The following is an 18,850-nucleotide window of genomic DNA, read 5'->3' as shown; positions in this document are numbered from 1 at the left end:
AAATGAAATAAATATTTCGCTTTATGGTGACTTTGTATACAAAGTTGAATAGGGGAAGCTGGTGAAAATCCAGCGCGGTCCCGCCACTGTGAAAGAGGAGAATCCATCGAATTCCCTGTTTTAATAATGGGAAGGCAATGGGTTTGCTGATTCTGAGCCAGAAGACCTGCCATAAAAAAAGTAGCATTTAAATCCTACGGGAGATAGGAGGGTGCATGAACTAATCTAATTTCTGTGCATTTTTTTGCAATGATAATGATTAGTGTCATTCACAGACATCTTTCGTAAAAGAAGGTGTTTTTTTATTTGATGAAGGAGAAGATGCAGAATGGATAAGATAGCTATTAGCGAGACCAAAACAATTCAAACACGATTAGTTATGCCACCTGATACCAATCATTTAAATACGATTTTTGGTGGGAAAGTTCTTGCCTATATTGATGAAATTGCCGCTTTAACTGCCATGAAACATGCTAATAGTGCTGTTGTAACAGCTTCCATTGATTCAGTTGATTTTCTATCTTCCGCAAAAGTTGGAGATTCATTGTCCTTGGAGGCTTATGTTACATTTACGGGGACAAGCTCCATGGAAGTCCATGTCAAAGTAAGCGCCCATGACTTAATAAGAAATGAAAAGAAATTAACGACAGAATCATTTCTTACCATGGTTGCAGTAAATGAAAATGGAAAACCTGTTCCGGTCCCTGGGGTATTCGCGGAGAGTGAATTGGAGAAGGAGTTATATTCATCGGCACCGGCGAGAAAAGAGAATCGCCTACGACGTAATGCTTATAGGCAGAAACAGATTTAATGGCTAGGAGTTGTCCGACTAAACAATTTTACTGAAAACGGTTAGTATTTATACTAAATGGTTGGAGGGATTAACATGAATGAAAAAGTTGTGATTAACGACGTAACGATTGATGCTATAAACTTTCAAGAAGAAACAGTGGAAAGAGATGGAAGGGAATTAAAGAAAGTAAGATTTGATTTTAAAGTAACCGCAGAGGGTTATCATGACATCACCACGTTGCTGTATAAAAATGACTTCATGGTAAAGATGCCTGCTAAAAGCCTTGAATTCCCAGCTGTTATTCACCGTTACTCCACCTCTATTACTAATTTGTATGAAGCAGGGGCAGTTGGCGATTTTAAATTGGAATTGTTGGAGAAATCCTAAGATACACCTGTGACGGTCTTTTTCATGGGTTTTTTGGTATATACCATAAAATTCACTACACAATGATCCGATTACCCTTTTATTTAGAGAAGGAATCTCCATCTGAATAGAGAAATAAATAATAATGAAATTTCTAAGAGAGGTTGTTACATATGAATCCGTTTCTAATTGATTTTCCACAAGAATTTGAGACAGAGCGATTGTTGATTAGGGCTCCCAAATCCGGAGATGGGAAAGCAGCAAATCAAGCAATTAAGGCATCTATTAATGAGTTGAGACCATGGATGCCATTCGCCAGGAACGTACCAAGCGAAGAGGAAACAGAAATTAATATTCGTCAGGCTTATATCAAATTTCTATCAAGGGAAGATTTGAGGTTTCATGTATTCTTAAAAGAAACGGGTGAATTTATTGTTTCTTCGGGCCTTCATCGAATCGATTGGAATGTGAGAAAGTTTGAAATAGGTTACTGGGCAGATAGCCGCTATACGGGAAATGGTTATGTTACGGAGGCTGTTGCTGGTTTGACCGATTTTGCTTTTAAGAAACTGCGAGCAAATCGTATCGAAATTCGCTGTGATGCCAAAAATAGAAAAAGTCGCGCTGTGGCAGAAAGGTTAGAATTTAATTTGGAAGGAATTTTAATTAATGACGATATGTCTGCAGATGAAAGTGAGCTAAGGGACACTTGTATTTACGCGAAAATTAGTAAAAGATAGACCTGCTTTCCCTTTGGTCCTTAACATGCGATAATGACAAAAAAATAGGATTGGATGAAATGATGACACAAATAATTGAATTAAAGGTAAAACCGGATTTTATCGGTCACTATAAAAATAAATTTCCATTGATTAATAAGGATGCAGTTGTGAATAACGAGTCATTGTCGTTGGAAGGTACCCTTGTCCATCTTGTGGATGATAATGGTAACTTTCTTGGCAAAGGATATTATGGAAATCAAAATAAAGGAATTGGATGGGTACTTTCTTTTAATGAGGGGGAGAAAATCGATTCCGTCTTTTTTAAAAATAAAATTTTGACAGCAATTAATAAACGTCAATCGTATTATAAAGATGAAAATACAACTGCATTTCGTCTTTTTAATGGAGAAGGTGATGGTATTGGCGGACTGACAATTGATTATTTTAATGGTTATTATTTAATCAGTTGGTATAGCCAAGGGATTTTTTCTTTTAAGGAGAAGGTTATAAGTGTCTTAGATGAACTTGGTGATTACAAGGCTATATATGAGAAAAAACGCTTTGATACGAAAGGGCAATATATAGATGACGATGATTTTGTAAAGGGTGAGCGTGGTGAATTCCCACTACTTATTAAAGAAAATGGCATGAATTATGCCGTTTATTTAAACGACGGAGCAATGGTAGGTATTTTTCTCGATCAGCGAGAAGTACGCCAAGCACTTCGAGATAAGTATGCAAAAGGTAAACATGTGCTGAACACTTTCTCCTATACGGGAGCATTCTCTGTTGCTGCTGCGCTAGGTGGGGCAACCAAAACGACAAGTGTTGATCTTGCCAAACGCAGTAAAAGTAAAACAATCGAACAATTCAGTGTCAATGGAATTGACTTCGAGCAGCAGGACATCAAAGTCATGGATGTTTTTGATTATTTCAAATATGCGAAACGGAAAGAATTGAAATTCGATTTGGTTGTGTTAGACCCACCAAGCTTTGCACGTTCAAAAAAGCACACGTTCAGTACATCTAAAAATTATCCAGGATTGATAAAAGATACACTGGCGATTCTTGAGAAGGACGGTATCATCATCGCATCTACAAACAATGCATCGTTTGGAATGAAGAAATTTAAAGGTTTTATTGAGAAAGGTTTTAAAGATATGAGTATGAAATACAAAATTTTAGAGGAATTTTCGCTGCCAGCTGATTTTCAGGTGGATCGGAATTTTAATCAAGGAAATTACTTGAAGGTAGTTATTGTGCAAAAAGTAAATTAATGAAAAACCCGATTTGATTCAAAATTCTTATCGGGTTTTTTAGATGGTAAAAGACAGTTTCCATCTGTTAAAAAAAGATTAGGATATTTTCGCACAGTTGTTGTTTTATAAAACTCCCAGTTGAGATGAAATGCGAACTAGGATAAGTAACTTCGTCGACCGCTCTGGGAAATATACTTGCGGTTCGCGGGCGGCTGGTGAGCCCCTTCATGCTAGCGCATTTCAGTGTCTCACCTATGCCCGCGGAAAGCATCCGCCCGAAGCGATCCCGGACGGCGGCAAAAGCACAAATCCTGGAAATAAACCTAAAATTACTTCATAGATTATAGATTTTGTGCCTGAAACAACAATGCCTTTCGGTAGGACGAATAACCGCAGTCCCGATCATTAGAAAAGAGCTAAAGATTATTTTAATAAAAAGCACAAAAACCATTGTATATTTATTCTTTTTGTTGCATAATAATTCATACAAACAATTATTAAGGGAGCGTTCATATGATCACAAAAGGGAAGGAAATTAATTTTCAGCAACAAGAACTAAAAGGGCGAGACTTTTTAACACTTGCAGATTATAGCCAGAATGAAATCAATTATTTACTTGATTTGGCTGATTATATAAAAAAACAAAAACAAGAGGGGGTCGCATTTGAGCCGCTTAAAGGAAAAACATTAGGGATGATTTTTGAAAAATCTTCGACAAGAACACGTGTATCCTTTGAAGCTGGAATTTATCAACTAGGTGGGCTGGGGATCTTTTTAAGTTCAAAAGATATTCAGATTGGTAGAGGGGAGCCGATTTCAGATACTGCACAAGTTCTGTCTGGTTATTTGGACGGTATCATGATTCGGACTTTTTCTCAAGATACAGTTGAAGAGCTTGCTGCGTATGCGAATATCCCTGTCATTAATGGGTTAACAGATTTGTATCATCCATGTCAGGTACTTGCAGATTTGCAAACAATTAAAGAAATAAAAGGTAAGCTAAAAGGCATGAAAGTCGTTTATATTGGAGACGGAAATAATATGGCACATTCACTGATGATTGGAGCTGCGATTATGGGAATGGAGCTTGTAGTTTCTGCGCCTGAAGGGTATCAGCCAGATTCGGTGGTTACCGAAAAGGCAATTGAATTAGCCAACGAACATGATGCTAAGATTAAGATAGAGAAAGACCCGTCTATTGCAGTTAAGGATGCGGATGTTATTTATACCGATGTATGGGCAAGCATGGGGCAGGAAGAGGAACAGATGAAAAGGGAATTTGACTTTGATGGTTACCAGGTCAATGAGGCATTATTGGCTGAGGCTAAGAGTGACGTAACCTTTATGCACTGTTTACCAGCACATCGGGGTGAAGAAGTATCAGCTGAAGTGATTGATGGGAAGCATTCTGTTGTCTTCCAACAAGCGGAAAATCGCTTGCATGCTCAGAAAGCATTGATGACCGCTTTGATGGGATAGCGATTAGAAAAAAGAGATTATCGAAAAGGCCATAATCTACAAGATTATGGCCTTTTCGATGTGTATACATTTCGTACGTTTATGTGAGCTATGGTTGGCTAAGTAAGTCGTTTCCATTATTCGTACTATTAATCTTTCATACGGTTAGTCTATTTTACAGTCAGACCTTGGACATCCATCTCCAATAACTTCACTTGATAATTTCCTAGTAGATCTTGCATTTGCTCCACTACGGATTGCCCGCTTCCCTTAGGTGCGAAAGATAGCATTGTAGGACCCGCCCCACTAATCACAGTTCCGTAAACGCCATATTTTTTGGACTCATTCCTTATTTTATTAAAGTTAGGAATGAGATTTGCACGATATGGTTCATGGAAAATATCTCGTTCCATCATTTTTCCTGCAAGTTTATAGTTTCCCGATAAAAGAGAAGCAACGACAATATTGCTAATACCGCTAGCACTTGTTGCATCGTTTCTCGAATAACTATCTGGTAACACATTTCTTGCTTCATCTGTCTTTAACTCGACATTCGGAATATATAAGATTACATCAACATCTAATGTTGGCATTTGAATCCAATCAATTTCATCTTCGGTTACGATTGAAATGACGAGACCGCCATATAATGCTGGAGCAATATTATCGGGGTGTCCTTCTATTTCTGTACCATAACGTAGTTTCGCTTCAGAGGTTAATGAAAGATCGCAGACTTGATTAGCTAATTCAATTCCTGCAATGATTGCAGATGCACTGCTTCCAAGCCCACGAGCCAAAGGAATATCGCTCGTTTCTACTACTTTACATGGAGTAAGTTGCTTGTGGTGGCGTTCAGCAGTTTGCTTCGCTATTTTATAAATAAAATGTTCTTTATAATTAGTTCTGTTGGAAGGAGAAGAATGGGAATAGAATTCCCATTCTTCAGACTCTGTCACTTCCAATGTTAAGTAAAGATTTACAGCTAAGCCCATGGAATCGAATCCTGGTCCGATATTAGCCGAGCTTGCTGGAACAGAAATTTTGAATGACTTCATTTCTTTATCATCTCTTCGATAAAACTCGTTACAGCTTCTTCATCGTTTGGGAGAGATACTGGTTTTATGTCCATCTGATCAATTGCTGTTTGTGGATCTTTTAGGCCATTTCCGGTCAATACGGCAACTACTTTCGATCCCTTTTTAATTGTTCCATTAGCACATTGCTGGATAACCCCTGCAATGGATGCACATGAGCCAGGTTCTGCAAATATTCCTTCTTTGCTTGGTAACAATTTGAAGGCATTTAAGATTTCCTCATCTGTAACAGAACCGATCATTCCATTTGATTCTTCTCTTGCCTGAACTGCTAAATTCCAGCTTGCTGGATTTCCGATTCGGATTGCGGTGGCAACCGTTTCTGGATTAGCGATTACTTTATCTTGAACAATCGCTGCAGCACCTTCTGCTTCAAACCCAAACATTTTTGGAAGGCCAGTTTGTTTGTGTTCGTTATATTCTTTAAACCCTTTCCAGTAAGCACTAATATTACCAGCGTTACCAACAGGGATGGCAAGAATATCAGGAGCTGACCCTAATTGATCACAAACTTCAAATGCAGCTGTTTTTTGTCCTTCTAGACGGTATGGATTAACAGAATTAACTAATGCTACAGGTGTATTTTCGCTAACTCTTCGTACCATTTTCAATGCTTCATCAAAGTTTCCGTCAATTTCAACAATTTCGGCACCATACATGACAGCTTGAGCCAGTTTTCCAAGGGCGACTTTTCCTTTTGGAATAACGATGATTGCCCGAATTCCAGATCTTGCAGCATAAGCAGCGGCTGCGGCAGAAGTATTACCAGTCGACGCACAAATTACTGATTTACTACCCTCTTCAATCGCTTTTGCAACTGCAACGACCATTCCTCTATCTTTAAACGACCCAGTTGGGTTAGCTCCTTCTACTTTTCCATATAATTCTATACCTAATTCTTTGGATAAATTAGGGAAATGGATTAATGGTGTATTTCCTTCCATTAAAGTAAGATCAGGTGTATTTTCTGTGACAGGTAAATAATCTTTGTAATGACTTAGAAGCCCTTGCCAACTCATGTAACAGCATCTCCTTCAACTTTGTAATAGCTTTTAACTTCCAGAACAACATCCAAATCCTTAAGCTTCTCAAGAGCGTTACGGAAATTCTCCAGTGATGTTTCATGTGTTATAAAGATAATCTCTGCTAGCTCATGCTTTTTGTCAGGAGTCTGAAGGATTCGCTTAAAACTGATTTCTCGCTCATGGAAGAGAGTGGAAATCGTTGAGAATACTCCCGCTTCATCTTTTGCATATAGTCTAACATAATATTGTCCACGGCGTTTATCCGGAGTTTTCAATTCTTTTTTAAAGTGTGGTTCGATGAATTGATTTCCTGTTACACCTAAACGCAAATTTTTAATGGCGGAAATAACATCGGATACGATTGCGGTTGCGGTTGGCAGACTCCCGGCTCCAGGACCGTAAAACATCGTTTCACCGACAGCTTCCCCATATACATATACAGCATTAAATTCATTTTTTACAGATGCAAGGGGGTGACTTTTAGAGAGAAGTGTTGGCTGAACATTAACTTCAAGCTCATGATTATCAAAATTTGCATAACCAATTAGTTTCATTGTATATCCTAATTTGTCTCCATACTGTAAATCTTCTAATTCAATACCTCTAATACCAGTAACTTCTACATCTTCAAGATCGACAGCAGTGGAAAAGGCAAGTCTCCCTAAAATAGCCATTTTTCTTGCGGCATCCAGACCATCTACATCAGAAGAAGGATCTGATTCAGCAAATCCGAGCTCTTGTGCTTCTTTCAATGCATCCTCATAGCTTACGCCTTCGCTATCCATCTGCGTTAATATGTAATTTGTTGTACCATTTACAATTCCCATCAACTTTTGAATATGATCTGATGAGAGACCATCTACAATACCCCTTAAGATAGGTATACCGCCTGCGACACTTGCTTCATAATAAAAGTCACATTTATTTCTGTTGGCAGCATCTTGAAGTTCCGGTCCATGCAATGCAACAAGGTCTTTATTGGCAGATACAACATGTTTTTTTGCGGAAAAGGCTTTTAAAATATGTTGTTTAGCTTCATCAATTCCACCCATTACTTCTACTACAATATCAATCTCTGGATCATTTAAAACATCGTCTGGATTGGTTGTGAGTACGATTTCGTTTGTATTCACATCACGATTCTTTTCCAGGTCCCTAACTAAGACGCTTTTGACCTGTACACTGCAGCCAAGCTGATGTGCAAGTTTTTCCTGATGGTTTTCAATTAGTTTAATTACTCCCGAACCAACAACACCTAAACCTAATAGTCCTACAGATACTTTATTTTCCATATAATCACCTCATATAACTTTCTCATTAAAACATCAAATAGTATATTTAATCCATTTAAACATGAAAAGCATAGTATGGCAATAGTGAATTTTTGAATAATTCGTTTGAAACGTTTTCATTAAAAGGGAGCATGATGAACCAATATCGTTTTTAATCAATAAACTAAGTATATAACCCAAAATTGGGAGGGATACATGATGGGTGAAGTAGTGTCTGGAGCGATATTTATTACTTGTTTGGGCCTGGGGTTCACGATTGGACTTCTTTTCGGAAGTATGGAGGTTGGCGGAACAATTGGTCTTGTTGCTGGATTAATTAGTATTATTATATTAAGAAAAAATGACAAATATCGTTAAATTGACTGGCCATTTCAGGACGTATTGTACGTAATACGTTATGGAAAGGTCATATTTATTCGTTTAAATAGGTTTACTTGTTATTATAATGGAGGAGACAGAAATTTCATTTGACAGTGCATGACTGATTTTAGGAGTTATGTCCAAGTAGAAAGTCTTTTTTCTATGATTTATCAGGAGGAGATTAATATGAACTTAGCAAAATTCCCAAGAAGGAAGTACACATCTAGTTATACACCAATAGAAAAGTTGAGTCGTCTTTCAGAAGGTCTTGAAGGGCCATCCATATATCTGAAACGAGATGATTTACTTGGACTTGCAGCCGGCGGGAATAAAACAAGAAAATTAGAATTCCTTGTTGCGGATGCTTTGGATAAAGGTGCAGATACGTTGATTACAGCAGGAGGAATTCAATCAAACCATTGTCGTTTGACGCTCGCAGCTGCGATTAAGGAGAATATGAAGTGTATTCTAGTGCTAGAAGAAGGGATATCCAATGTAGAAGACCCTGATTTCAACGGTAACTTTTTCTTGTATCACTTGCTTGGTGCAGAAAATGTTATCGTCGTTCCAAATGGTGTAGACCTCATGGCAGAAATGCAAAGAAAAGCCAATCAGTTAACCGAACAAGGACGTAAACCATATGTGATTCCTGTTGGGGGATCGAATGTTGTAGGAGCTACGGGGTATGCAGCTTGTGCCCAGGAAATAATGACTCAATCATTTGAACAAGGACTGAAAATAGATGCAGTAGTATGTGTCAGTGGCAGTGGTGGGATGCATGCGGGATTAATTGCAGGACTTTACGGCAATCAGACCGGAATTCCTGTCATTGGTATCAATGTAAGTAGAGGGAAATCTGAACAGGAAGAGAAAGTTTCCCAACTTGTCAAGGATACTGCGGGTCATATAGGGATCTCCAATACGATTCCTGATGAGGCTATATTGTGCTTTGATGAGTATGTGGGTCCAGGCTATGCGTTACCAACACCTGAAATGGTTGAGGCAGTTCAAGTATTTGCTAGAGAAGAAGGTGTTTTGCTTGACCCGGTATACACAGGAAAAGCAGCTGCTGGACTTATAGATTTAATTAAACAAGGCTATTTTAGAAAAGAGGATAATATACTATTCGTACATTCCGGTGGTTCACCAGCTTTGTATGCGAATACCGATTTATTTAAATAGATCTAGAAAGGTTGGGGGATATATATTCGGGTACCCCCCTTTTTTATCGACAAAAATCGGGGAGTGACAGGCACCCATAGTAATATGAAAGGATGGTTGGACATATGGACCTTTTCCTGTTTGCTATATTTACTTTCCTTTATATTGCATTACTGATTTGGGGAATTAAACTTGCTGCGAAATATGGTTGGTCGAGCAGTGCGAATATCGTGTTGTTCGTCGTAGTTGGTCTTATTTATGATAATGGAATACTTGCTTTGGGCCGATTTATAGGAGAAGGTAATATTTTGGAAGCATTAAATTTAGCGAGGTATTGGCTTCATGCATTTTTTACACCTTTATTAGTTATTTTCTCTTGGAATACAGTGAAGCGTGCAAATATGAAGTCAGTAAAGTCCAAAGGGGCTATGTATGTTACTATTCTCATTACTATTGGACTGGTTATCATAGAACTGATTACCGAAGTTGTTGGAATATCACTGAAAGCAACATCAGATTATGGCCTTTTAAGCTATGAAAACGTTGAACCTTCGAACGGTCCGCCAATGATGGTATTGATTATTAGTGTTATATTGCTTATTGCTTCCATTATTGTTTGGTGGAGACAGAAGTGGATTTGGTTTTTTATTGGGTCAGCCATTATGATTGGTGGGAGTTTTATTCCTATTCCAATCGAAAGTGGAGCGGCAACAAATTTATTCGAGCTAATTTTAATGACATCACTTATTGCAACCAAGTCCTTTCAAGATAAGAAATCTTCTAGATAAAAAGAGCAAAACCACTATTAATCAGTGGTTTTGCTCTTTATACCTTTCGACAAATTTCGGGGAGTGACAGGCACCCGAATGGATCGGATGGCTGTAAGGAGACCTAGTGAGATAATGATTCCCCCTATAATCGCGTTATTTTCGATTCCGGCATGATCAACGACAATACTACCTACGAATGAGCCGACTGCGACACCTAAATGCAATGATGAATTATTCAGGCTGATTAAAATATCGGAATTGCCGGGTGATGATTCAATCAAATAGCTCTGCATCGGAGGTGTAATAGCCCAACTCATTGTGCCCCATACAACCATAACAATAAAGAAAAATGGGACGGAAAATGTAGAGAACGGGACTGCCAATATAGCTACAATAAATAGAATAATGACAGAAAGTATTGTAGGTTTGGAGCCAAAGTAATCTGAAAATGAACCACCAATCGCTCCACCGCTGACCGCTGCTACGCCAAATACTAAATAGACGACACTCACCCATACACCATCAAGTCCCATTGTGTCTTTTACAAATGGAGTTAAATAGGCATATAGTGTCGTGTGTCCTGCCAACACTAGAAAGGTTGTTGCATGCGCATACAGTACCTTGCTATTCTTTAAGGTACGCATTTGATCGCCAAAGGAGACAGCCACCTGCTCAGGAGTAATTTTTTTCATGAAAAAGTATACTCCTGCAATAGAGAACAATGTTAAAATTGAAATCAAGATAAATGGTGCGCGCCATCCAAATGCATTACCGAGCATCAGTCCAAATGGAATACCAAGGACAAGCGAACCACTCACGCCCATATTTACGATTCCAATTGCACGTCCTCGATATTTTGGTTCTACAATAGTGGAAGCCATTGTGACGCATAATACAATTAGTAGCGATGCACTTGCTGCTGAAATAATTCTGCTTAAGAACAGTACACTGTATACGGGGCTGAACACTGCTAAGATATTACTTAGTAAGAAAATAAACAGTGTAAATATAGTCAAATTTTTTCTTTCCAATTTAGAAGTAAGGAATAATAAAATCGGGGAAGCTACAGCAAATACAAGAGAAAAAATCGTAATCAATAACCCTGCCTGTCCGATGCTGACATTCAAGTCAATTGCAACTAAATCTAATATACCACCTATGATCAATTCGACCATCCCAACTACAAAGGAGACAATCGTTAATAAATATACTCGTTTATCCATTATTCATACGCCTTTCTTGAAAAAATACAACAATTCAATATTAGACCTAAATGCATTCCGCTAGCAAGCGAAAACAGCAATTATAGATATATTGTAAATAATAAACCAATATATTTCGACAAATTTCGGGGAGTGACAGGCACTAAAAGGGACCAAACGGGAAAAAGGTGTGCGTTTTTGTTATACTTAAATTACCTCGTGAATGTCCAAAGGAGGAGAAATTCGTTGAGTAGTCAAGCTAAATTGGAAAAAGAAGCAATGCATGTATTGAAACTTACGAGCAGAACGTTTTATATACCTATTAAGTTATTGAATTCTACGTTAAAAAAGACAATAGGGTCTGCTTATCTTTGCATGAGAGCAATAGATGAAATTGAAGATCATGAACAATTGGATTCGGAAGTAAAGCAACAATTACTGCAGGGAACAAGTAACTTATTAAAGACTGACTTTGATTCAAATGCATATAAAGAGCTTATAAAACCTTATCAGTCATTATTGCCTGAAGTTACGGTACGTCTTAGCGACTGGCTAGAATTCTGCCCGGATGGAATCGTTGATAAAGTTAAAGAGTCAACCAGTGAAATGGCAGAAGGTATGGCGAAATGGGTCAAAAAGGATTGGGTCGTCAAAACCAAGGAAGATTTGGATGAATATACATATTATGTGGCAGGTCTTGTTGGTGTTATGCTGTCAGATATTTGGAGATGGTATGATGGAACTGAAACCGATCGTGATTTAGCTATTGGTTACGGAAGAGGCTTACAGGCAGTTAATATTCTCAGGAATAAGGATGAAGACGCAGAACGTGGCGTACGCTTTTTCCCCGACGGCTGGACCAGGGATGATATGTTTGTGTATGCAGAGGATAATTTAAACAAAGCAGACCAATATATGAAGCAGATTGAAACCAAAAATATTCTTTTATTTTGTAAGATCCCTTATGAATTGGCGAATCGGACACTAAAGGCTTTAAAGAGCGGTAAAGAAAAGATATCCAGAGTAGAAGTTGAAACTACAGTTGATCAAATAATAAAGGAATAAATACAAAAATACACGTCTAGGAATAGGCGTGTATTATTTTTTGATTAATTTTCATAAAATTAAAACCTTCAACAAGTTTTTTCTGCGTATTATATCAAACAAAAATAAGTTTCTAAAATATTAATGTACTGCATTCAATTGTGGAACGTGGGGTATATTATTTGTAAGATTAATAATTAATATCTATAATGAAAACTTGTGTTACTAAATTGAGCAAGTTGGTGGAATATCGTCATTGAATTGTTGATTATAACTATTTCAACGATTCAAATTTCATCCGATGGTCTTTAATGACTAAGCAGACTTATATTATGGATACTTGCTCCTAATAAAATCAGGAGGTAAAGCGTGGATTCGAAGAAGAAGAAGAAGGGCCTTGATTGGCCAGTATTTATAATTAGTGGAGGATTTTTAATTGCATTTATTGTCATATCATTAATAAATAATGAAATGGTTGGTGATGTAGTCAATACATTATTTGCCTATTCATCCGATTTATTCGGTGCTTATTGGCAATTACTATTACTTGCAAACTTTTTTATTGGGCTTGGTTTAGCTATTTCGAAATATGGAAAGGTCAAGTTGGGGAAGCAGGATAAACCTAAATATAGTTATTTTGGTTGGGTTTCTATGATTTTGGTTACCTTACTTGCGAGTGGTGGTGTATTCTGGGCTGCTGCTGAACCGATGTATCATTATGTAGATACACCGCCGTTATTTGGCGGTGGGCAATTTAATAATACGAGTGCTGCTTTTGCCCAATCTTTTATGCATTGGGGTTTTACAGCTTGGGCGATTTTGGGAACTCTCGCGGTAATTGTTATGATGTATGTCCATTACAATAAGGGCTTACCCTTAAAACCAAGGGGATTATTATACCCGATTTTTGGTGAAAAAATATATCATAATAGTTTACTCGGTTCATCTGCTGATATTTTTTCCATTATAGCAACGGTTGCTGGTACATTAGGACCGCTTGGTTTTTTGGGATTACAAATATCATATGGTTTAAATCATTTATTTGATGTACCAAACACTTTAACAGTAAGTATTATTGTAGTAATGGTACTTGTTCTAATTGCTGCGATATCAGCTGCTACAGGAGTTGATCGAGGAATTTACCATTTGAGTAATTGGAATGTTAAATTCACGATTTTATTAGCACTAATAGTTCTTGTAGTTGGACCTACGACGTTTATCATGGATGCATTTGTCGGTGGTACAGGTTTTCATCTGCAAAATTTCTTTACGATGAGCATGTATCGTGGAGATGAGGGCTGGCTTTCATTCTGGACAATCTTTTTCTGGGGTTGGTTTATCGGTTATGCCCCGATGTTGATTGTATTTATTAGCAGAATTTCCCGTGGGCGTACGATTCGTGAATTAATTCTTGCGGTATCGATTGTGGCGCCGATTGTAAATAACTTTTGGTTCTCCATTGTTGGTGGTACAGGGGTATTTTTTGAAAATGAGAATCCTGGATCTATATCGAATGCATTGAATGAAGGCGGTATGCCTGCTGCAGTGATGGCGATTACGGATCAACTTCCAATGGGGACATTAATGGGCTTAGGGTTTCTTCTAGTCTCTATTGTGTTTGTAGCTACAACTACGGATACAATGTCGTATACGGTTGCTGCTACTATCACAGGGAATGATCATCCAAAACGCTGGCTTCGTGTAATCTGGGCATTAATTTTTGGTTCAACAACGATGGTAATTCTAACAATTGGAGAAAACAGCATTGCATCCATACAAAACTCCATTGTTATAACTGCAGTTCCAGTGTCATTACTATTGCTGCCACCTCTGTGGAATGCACCAAGAATAGCAAAGAAAATGGCTTTGGAACAAGGACTCGTATGGCAACGTGAAATGAAAAAGAAAGTAGATAAGAAATATTAATTCATATACAAGCCATCCAACTTTCATCTGCAAAGTTGTATGGCTTTTTTCTTATTGTTGATTTTCTAAATATGTGAGAGAGACTTTTAAGTTCGCGTTTTTTTCACGAATACGGTCGAGTAAATCTTTATCTTTCGTCTCACTTTTGCTTCGTATTGCATATGTGTACATGATCATCGTTCCTAGATTGGTAGTTTCCACCTGTCGAAGAGAATGATGTAAGGTAAACTGGCTAAAAACATCTTCCAGCAGGTTTTCATGATTCAGATTTTCTGGTACTGTAACTTTTAGAATTTGGGTATCTTTGCCTTTTCCATAATCAAGTTTATACAGGATGTAAAATAGTATACTTGCAAAAATGGTAAGGATAATTGCTAAATCAAATTGGTAAAGACCACTTGTCATCCCAACGGAAAGTCCGAAAAAGATGTAAGCAATATCCTTTGCATCTGTTACTGCGCTCCTAAATCGTATTAAGGAAAAGACAGCAAATAATCCAAACGCCACTCCAGCATTTCCGCTGACCACATTCATAACAACGGATACAACGACACTCATAATAATAATCGTATGAACAAAATTTTGCGAATACCTTTCTCCTGTAAAGGTAATTTGGTAAATTTTTGTAATAATAATACTTAGAACGGTCGCTACAGCCATTGCCAGCAAACTCATAAATATAGTAGATTCATTGCCATTAATTTGAAATAAGTCATTCATTATATATTTCCTCCTATGAGTACGTTTTCTTTAACAGAATTATTTGTAATTGTATGATCTTTTAATACTTCCAGACTAGTGCAGAACTTGGAAGCACTTCTTTGTTCGCAGTCTAGTTCCTGTAAGATGCGTGTTAACCAAAGTGGTACACTGTCGTTTACTTTTACTTCTAAAACTATTAGATTTTGATCAATAAAATGACTTCCATATGTTCCATTTTCCAGTGAAAGGTCATTATTCCTACATCTAAGATTAAAGTCAAATGTAATTCGTAAATCCGCATCAGTTATACCATGAAGTGCATGTCGCCCGTAACTGACAATCATTTCTGGTTTTAATTGATATAGATTCCGAAAATAATCAATCTCGCGGAGTACCTGTTTATTTGATGTTTCGTAATTATCAAGGCAATCCTCCTTCATTTCGATGTAGCGATAGGCTTCTTGCAGTGAAAGGAGCATTCTTCGTTTATTTACAACTTTTTTGTGCTTCTGTTTAATTTCAAAAAATGCTGTTCCTGTAATATCCGTGTCATTGTAAACTCGCAAACGCAACTTTTGGCGATACTTCAATTTGTTCTTCGTTTCAAAATAAATTTTGTGGTCATTACTTTCAAAATATAAGCTTGTAACGGTATACTTTCCGTTTTGACCGAACTTGTCGGGACGCATATAAGGTGAAATTAAGTTAATTAAATTTTTATACTGCTCTTTTGTAATTAGATATTTTTGTTCTTTTCTTCTAAAAATCTCTATGGCCATACGAATCATCCTCCTAACGACAATAGTAGACGCTTAACATAAAATCCTACTGTGAAGAAGATTAGAGTTTACTGATAAAGTGATGTGGAAATATTAATGTATTGTAAAGAAGGGAAGTCAAAAAAACGCAAAGCTCTGCGCCCTGCGTTTTTCCTTAGTGGATAAGTTGAAATTAGCTTATCTTCTTGTAATAATAATCAGTTGCCATTTATTACTGATCATCTATTAAAAGAGCTTATTGAATAGCGCTTTTAACGCAAGATAGATTAATGCCAATGCGAACACAATAATAGCAATTGCTCCTACGAAAACAAGTACACTAATAATAGTCGCTGATAGAAATGTTACTGCAGCATTCGTAGCAACCGCAATTAGAGCGAAACCAGCTAGAATCGCCGCCAAGAAAATTAATGCCAATTGATACATTATCATCCCTCCTCACTTTATCATATGAAAAAAATGAAGAGCTGATTGTATGATTATATTAGTATGTCACTTGTCACTAAAAGCATTGGAAGGATTCGATTCTGTCTAAATCAATGCCAAAATATACCCATCTGAATCCGGTCCATCTAAAACCGGCAATGGAATTTCTGCCAACAAATGTTGGATAAAACCAGAAGGCATCCCTTCTTAACCAAATATACGTAAATCTGAATAAACACCCACGTATTCCACCAGGGTCAACGGCATACGTTTGAAACTGTGACTGTGTTGGTGTGAAGCTTGGTGGCGGAGTTGTTGGTGCCCCAGTTTGTTGGCCGCTCCCTGGAGGTCCCCCAGGCCCACCAGGACCGCCTGGGAATCCACCAGGTCCTCCGGGAAATCCACCAGGACCGCCTGGGAATCCGCCGGGTCCCCCAGGCCCACCAGGACCGCCTGGGAATCCGCCGGGTCCCCCAGGAAATCCGCCAGGTCCTCCTGTTCCTCCCGAACCGAAAAATTGACCTAGTAAATAACCTGGAAGATTAAATTGTCTTTCCTCATCATCATATGGTGGTTGATTATAACTCATCTATTACTTCCTCCCCTATACACTTATGAAATTCGTTCTCTTTAATATATGGGGGAATAGTCCAGTTGGGGATTAATTTTGGCAGAATGGGCAAAAAACAACGAAGAAGATATATAAACAGATGATCTTAATTTGAATTCTGAGTAATGGACGAACAAAATGTTTGAGAAAATAATCTTGTAAGGAGTCCTATTGCGTGGTAAGATAATCTTGCATTTTACGAACAAATGTTTATGGAAGAACTAACAACATTATAATATAGGATCTATACAATTAACTCTTTGCCTTTTATGAGATGTTGGTATAATTATTTTTTTATCGGTATAGAGAAAGGGGTTTTTTGTATGGATGATAATAATCACCAAAAAAAGTATGAATATCTGATTGATGATCCAAGTGTAAAAGTAATGCCAATTATGCTCTCTCTTATAATTGGTGCTTTTTTTGCCATTTTAAATGAAACTTTACTAAATATTGCTCTAACTACGCTCATGCATGAGTTTAATGTATCGCTTACCACTGTACAATGGATGGCTACAGGATTTATGTTAGTGATGGGAATTGTTATTCCTGCTTCAGCTCTTATACTACAATGGTTCACAACACGACAGCTATTTTTGAGTACAATGGTCATTTTTACCATTGGAACTACGATATGTGCACTTGCACCAACTTTCCCTATTTTATTAACAGGTAGGTTGATACAGGCGATTGGTACAGGGCTTTTAATGCCAATTTTGTTTAATGTATTTTTATTAATATATCCACCACACAGACGTGGGAAAATCATGGGGATAATTGGACTCGTCATTATGTTTGCTCCGGCGATTGGGCCAACTTTATCTGGAGTCATTGTTGAATATTTAGGATGGCGATATTTATTTATAATTGTTATCCCATTTGCATTATTTTCCATCGCATTTGCTTATAACTATTTAGTCAATGTTTCTGAAGTTACGAAGCCAAAAATAGATGTCCTTTCGCTTATTTTATCAACAATCGGGTTTGGTGCCATTGTATATGGCTTTAGTTCGGCAGGAGAAAGTGAAGCAGGGTTCTTGGATCCTAAAGTTTATTCCGTTATTTTGGTAGGATTTATTGCTGTGCTGTTCTTTGCATTAAGGCAGTTGAAGCTTAAAGAACCCCTTATTGATTTAAGGGTATTTCGATACCCAATGTATACGCATGGGGTGATCCTGTTTTTGATTATCATTATGGCGATGTTTGCTTCGGAGATTATTTTACCGATTTATATGCAAGGACCTTTAGCTTTAACGGCTGCTACAGCAGGCTTAGTCCTATTACCGGGTAGTATTTTAAATGGTGCCTTGTCACCGATAATGGGGAGCCTATTTGATAAGTTCGGACCTCGTGTATTAATGGTACCTGCAACCCTTGTATTATGTGCAACTATGTTTATGCTAAGTAGGTTAGACTTAAATACACCGCTATGGGTAATTATTGTTGGGTATATATTATTAATGATCTCTGTTTCTGCAACGATGATGCCTGCGGAGACAAATGGATTAAATCAGCTTCCAAAAGAACTTTATCCACATGGAACGGCAGTTATGACGACATTACAGCCAGTTGCAGGGGCAATAGGTGTTTCGGTCTTTATTAGTATCATGAATGCAAGGCAAAGTAATTTCTTGCAAAATTCAACTGATCCAACAGACATGATGGTAGTAAATGAAGGAATGGTGGCAGGTGTTGAGCTGGTTTACTTTATTGCTTTTGCGATGTCAATTGTTGCTGTAATTATGGCTTTCTTTGTTTATCGTGCTGCACCGATTGAAGCAGAGGAACTGTTAAAGAAAGAATAAAAAAGTAGAATGCAAAATGAACCCCTTTTAGATGTTTGACCTGAAAGGGGGTTCTT

Annotated in this window: 19 protein-coding genes and 1 riboswitch; of the genes, 11 read left to right on the top strand and 8 right to left on the bottom strand. The window is 37.6% G+C overall.

What is annotated here, in order from left to right; translation table 11 throughout:
• Positions 1–7 precede the first annotated feature (7 nt).
• Positions 8–188, top strand: a riboswitch (cobalamin riboswitch).
• Positions 189–328: 140 nt separating this feature from the next.
• The 5 genes from ACFOUV_RS13665 (at position 329) to argF (ending at position 4,619) form a co-directional block, all read left to right on the top strand.
• Positions 329–811: an acyl-CoA thioesterase gene (locus tag ACFOUV_RS13665; RefSeq protein ID WP_379497344.1), complete on the top strand. Its 483-nt coding sequence runs from the start codon at positions 329–331 to the stop codon at positions 809–811.
• Between the two features lie 75 nt (positions 812–886).
• Complete coding sequence (locus ACFOUV_RS13660; protein ID WP_379497343.1) at positions 887–1,180, top strand: DUF3219 family protein; 294 nt, start codon at positions 887–889, stop codon at positions 1,178–1,180.
• A gap of 152 nt (positions 1,181–1,332) precedes the next feature.
• Positions 1,333–1,899: a GNAT family N-acetyltransferase gene (locus ACFOUV_RS13655; RefSeq protein ID WP_379497342.1), complete on the top strand. Its 567-nt coding sequence runs from the start codon at positions 1,333–1,335 to the stop codon at positions 1,897–1,899.
• Between the two features lie 62 nt (positions 1,900–1,961).
• Complete coding sequence (locus tag ACFOUV_RS13650) at positions 1,962–3,158, top strand: class I SAM-dependent rRNA methyltransferase (RefSeq protein ID WP_379497415.1); 1,197 nt, start codon at positions 1,962–1,964, stop codon at positions 3,156–3,158.
• A gap of 495 nt (positions 3,159–3,653) precedes the next feature.
• Positions 3,654–4,619 carry an ornithine carbamoyltransferase gene (argF, locus tag ACFOUV_RS13645; RefSeq protein ID WP_379497341.1) on the top strand — a complete coding sequence of 322 codons (966 nt, stop codon included), beginning with the start codon at positions 3,654–3,656 and terminating at the stop codon, positions 4,617–4,619.
• A 149-nt stretch (positions 4,620–4,768) separates the two neighbouring features.
• Here argF and thrB read toward each other — a convergent pair whose 3' ends face one another.
• Genes thrB through ACFOUV_RS13630 form a run of 3 tightly spaced genes read right to left on the bottom strand, consistent with a single transcriptional unit; the run spans position 4,769 to position 8,009 of the window.
• Positions 4,769–5,653 (bottom strand): homoserine kinase, encoded by an 885-nt coding sequence (gene thrB, locus ACFOUV_RS13640; protein ID WP_379497340.1) that lies wholly within the window; start codon positions 5,651–5,653, stop codon positions 4,769–4,771.
• Entirely contained in the window at positions 5,650–6,711 is a 1,062-nt protein-coding gene (thrC, locus tag ACFOUV_RS13635) for a threonine synthase (protein WP_379497339.1), read from the bottom strand. The genes thrB and thrC overlap by 4 nt, the downstream gene beginning before the upstream one ends.
• On the bottom strand, positions 6,708–8,009 hold the full coding sequence (locus tag ACFOUV_RS13630; protein WP_379497338.1) for a homoserine dehydrogenase: 1,302 nt from the start codon (positions 8,007–8,009) through the stop codon (positions 6,708–6,710). The genes thrC and ACFOUV_RS13630 overlap by 4 nt, the downstream gene beginning before the upstream one ends.
• 195 nt (positions 8,010–8,204) lie before the next feature.
• Between ACFOUV_RS13630 and ACFOUV_RS13625 the strand changes: the two genes are divergently transcribed.
• From ACFOUV_RS13625 to ACFOUV_RS13615, 3 genes are all read left to right on the top strand, one after another.
• A complete protein-coding gene (locus tag ACFOUV_RS13625) occupies positions 8,205–8,366 on the top strand; it encodes a hypothetical protein (RefSeq protein ID WP_379497337.1) in 162 nt (53 codons plus the stop codon).
• A gap of 189 nt (positions 8,367–8,555) precedes the next feature.
• Complete coding sequence (locus ACFOUV_RS13620) at positions 8,556–9,551, top strand: D-cysteine desulfhydrase (RefSeq protein WP_379497336.1); 996 nt, start codon at positions 8,556–8,558, stop codon at positions 9,549–9,551.
• Between the two features lie 104 nt (positions 9,552–9,655).
• Positions 9,656–10,318: a hypothetical protein gene (locus ACFOUV_RS13615; protein ID WP_379497335.1), complete on the top strand. Its 663-nt coding sequence runs from the start codon at positions 9,656–9,658 to the stop codon at positions 10,316–10,318.
• Positions 10,319–10,335: 17 nt separating this feature from the next.
• Here the strand turns inward: ACFOUV_RS13615 and ACFOUV_RS13610 are convergent, their stop codons facing one another.
• Positions 10,336–11,523 (bottom strand): MFS transporter, encoded by a 1,188-nt coding sequence (locus tag ACFOUV_RS13610; protein ID WP_379497334.1) that lies wholly within the window; start codon positions 11,521–11,523, stop codon positions 10,336–10,338.
• 225 nt (positions 11,524–11,748) lie between these two features.
• Here ACFOUV_RS13610 and ACFOUV_RS13605 point away from each other — a divergent pair, with 225 nt between their 5' ends.
• Together ACFOUV_RS13605 and ACFOUV_RS13600 are read left to right on the top strand one after the other, a co-directional pair.
• Entirely contained in the window at positions 11,749–12,567 is an 819-nt protein-coding gene (locus tag ACFOUV_RS13605) for a squalene/phytoene synthase family protein (RefSeq protein WP_379497333.1), read from the top strand.
• A 348-nt stretch (positions 12,568–12,915) separates the two neighbouring features.
• The gene (locus ACFOUV_RS13600; protein ID WP_379497332.1) at positions 12,916–14,472 is read left to right on the top strand and encodes a BCCT family transporter; all 1,557 of its coding nucleotides are present in this window, start codon (positions 12,916–12,918) and stop codon (positions 14,470–14,472) included.
• 51 nt (positions 14,473–14,523) lie between these two features.
• On the opposite strand, the gene ACFOUV_RS13595 is transcribed toward ACFOUV_RS13600, so the two are convergent.
• The 4 genes from ACFOUV_RS13595 to ACFOUV_RS13580 all read right to left on the bottom strand — a co-directional run bounded on the left by ACFOUV_RS13595 (position 14,524) and on the right by ACFOUV_RS13580 (position 16,968).
• Positions 14,524–15,192 carry a DUF4956 domain-containing protein gene (locus ACFOUV_RS13595; protein WP_379497331.1) on the bottom strand — a complete coding sequence of 223 codons (669 nt, stop codon included), beginning with the start codon at positions 15,190–15,192 and terminating at the stop codon, positions 14,524–14,526.
• Positions 15,192–15,953, bottom strand: coding sequence for a polyphosphate polymerase domain-containing protein (locus tag ACFOUV_RS13590; protein ID WP_379497330.1), 762 nt, complete (start codon positions 15,951–15,953; stop codon positions 15,192–15,194). Before ACFOUV_RS13590 ends, ACFOUV_RS13595 begins: the two co-directional genes overlap by 1 nt.
• A 225-nt stretch (positions 15,954–16,178) precedes the next feature.
• On the bottom strand, positions 16,179–16,379 hold the full coding sequence (locus ACFOUV_RS13585; protein ID WP_379497329.1) for a hypothetical protein: 201 nt from the start codon (positions 16,377–16,379) through the stop codon (positions 16,179–16,181).
• Positions 16,380–16,455: 76 nt separating this feature from the next.
• Positions 16,456–16,968 (bottom strand): hypothetical protein, encoded by a 513-nt coding sequence (locus tag ACFOUV_RS13580; protein WP_379497328.1) that lies wholly within the window; start codon positions 16,966–16,968, stop codon positions 16,456–16,458.
• 344 nt (positions 16,969–17,312) lie between these two features.
• Here ACFOUV_RS13580 and ACFOUV_RS13575 point away from each other — a divergent pair, with 344 nt between their 5' ends.
• The gene (locus ACFOUV_RS13575) at positions 17,313–18,794 is read left to right on the top strand and encodes an MDR family MFS transporter (RefSeq protein WP_379497327.1); all 1,482 of its coding nucleotides are present in this window, start codon (positions 17,313–17,315) and stop codon (positions 18,792–18,794) included.
• Positions 18,795–18,850: the final 56 nt, after the last annotated feature.

The sequence above is a fragment of the Oceanobacillus longus genome, assembly GCF_042650085.1.
In the GTDB taxonomy this organism is placed as follows: Bacteria; Bacillota; Bacilli; order Bacillales; family Amphibacillaceae; genus Oceanobacillus; species Oceanobacillus longus.
This window is presented reverse-complemented; position numbering and strand designations above follow the sequence as displayed.

Bases quoted from the DNA above. Each gene is read 5' to 3' on its own strand.
- ACFOUV_RS13580 (WP_379497328.1), bottom strand. From the start codon at position 16,968: ATGAGTTATAATCAACCACCATATGATGATGAGGAAAGACAATTTAAT.
- ACFOUV_RS13575 (WP_379497327.1), top strand. From the start codon at position 17,313: ATGGATGATAATAATCACCAAAAAAAGTATGAATATCTGATTGATGAT.
- thrC (WP_379497339.1), bottom strand. From the start codon at position 6,711: ATGAGTTGGCAAGGGCTTCTAAGTCATTACAAAGATTATTTACCTGTC.
- ACFOUV_RS13660 (WP_379497343.1), top strand. From the start codon at position 887: ATGAATGAAAAAGTTGTGATTAACGACGTAACGATTGATGCTATAAAC.
- ACFOUV_RS13585 (WP_379497329.1), bottom strand. From the start codon at position 16,379: ATGTATCAATTGGCATTAATTTTCTTGGCGGCGATTCTAGCTGGTTTC.
- ACFOUV_RS13620 (WP_379497336.1), top strand. From the start codon at position 8,556: ATGAACTTAGCAAAATTCCCAAGAAGGAAGTACACATCTAGTTATACA.
- ACFOUV_RS13615 (WP_379497335.1), top strand. From the start codon at position 9,656: ATGGACCTTTTCCTGTTTGCTATATTTACTTTCCTTTATATTGCATTA.
- ACFOUV_RS13655 (WP_379497342.1), top strand. From the start codon at position 1,333: ATGAATCCGTTTCTAATTGATTTTCCACAAGAATTTGAGACAGAGCGA.
- ACFOUV_RS13625 (WP_379497337.1), top strand. From the start codon at position 8,205: ATGATGGGTGAAGTAGTGTCTGGAGCGATATTTATTACTTGTTTGGGC.
- ACFOUV_RS13610 (WP_379497334.1), bottom strand. From the start codon at position 11,523: ATGGATAAACGAGTATATTTATTAACGATTGTCTCCTTTGTAGTTGGG.
- argF (WP_379497341.1), top strand. From the start codon at position 3,654: ATGATCACAAAAGGGAAGGAAATTAATTTTCAGCAACAAGAACTAAAA.
- thrB (WP_379497340.1), bottom strand. From the start codon at position 5,653: ATGAAGTCATTCAAAATTTCTGTTCCAGCAAGCTCGGCTAATATCGGA.
- ACFOUV_RS13665 (WP_379497344.1), top strand. From the start codon at position 329: ATGGATAAGATAGCTATTAGCGAGACCAAAACAATTCAAACACGATTA.
- ACFOUV_RS13630 (WP_379497338.1), bottom strand. From the start codon at position 8,009: ATGGAAAATAAAGTATCTGTAGGACTATTAGGTTTAGGTGTTGTTGGT.
- ACFOUV_RS13650 (WP_379497415.1), top strand. From the start codon at position 1,962: ATGACACAAATAATTGAATTAAAGGTAAAACCGGATTTTATCGGTCAC.
- ACFOUV_RS13590 (WP_379497330.1), bottom strand. From the start codon at position 15,953: ATGGCCATAGAGATTTTTAGAAGAAAAGAACAAAAATATCTAATTACA.
- ACFOUV_RS13595 (WP_379497331.1), bottom strand. From the start codon at position 15,192: ATGAATGACTTATTTCAAATTAATGGCAATGAATCTACTATATTTATG.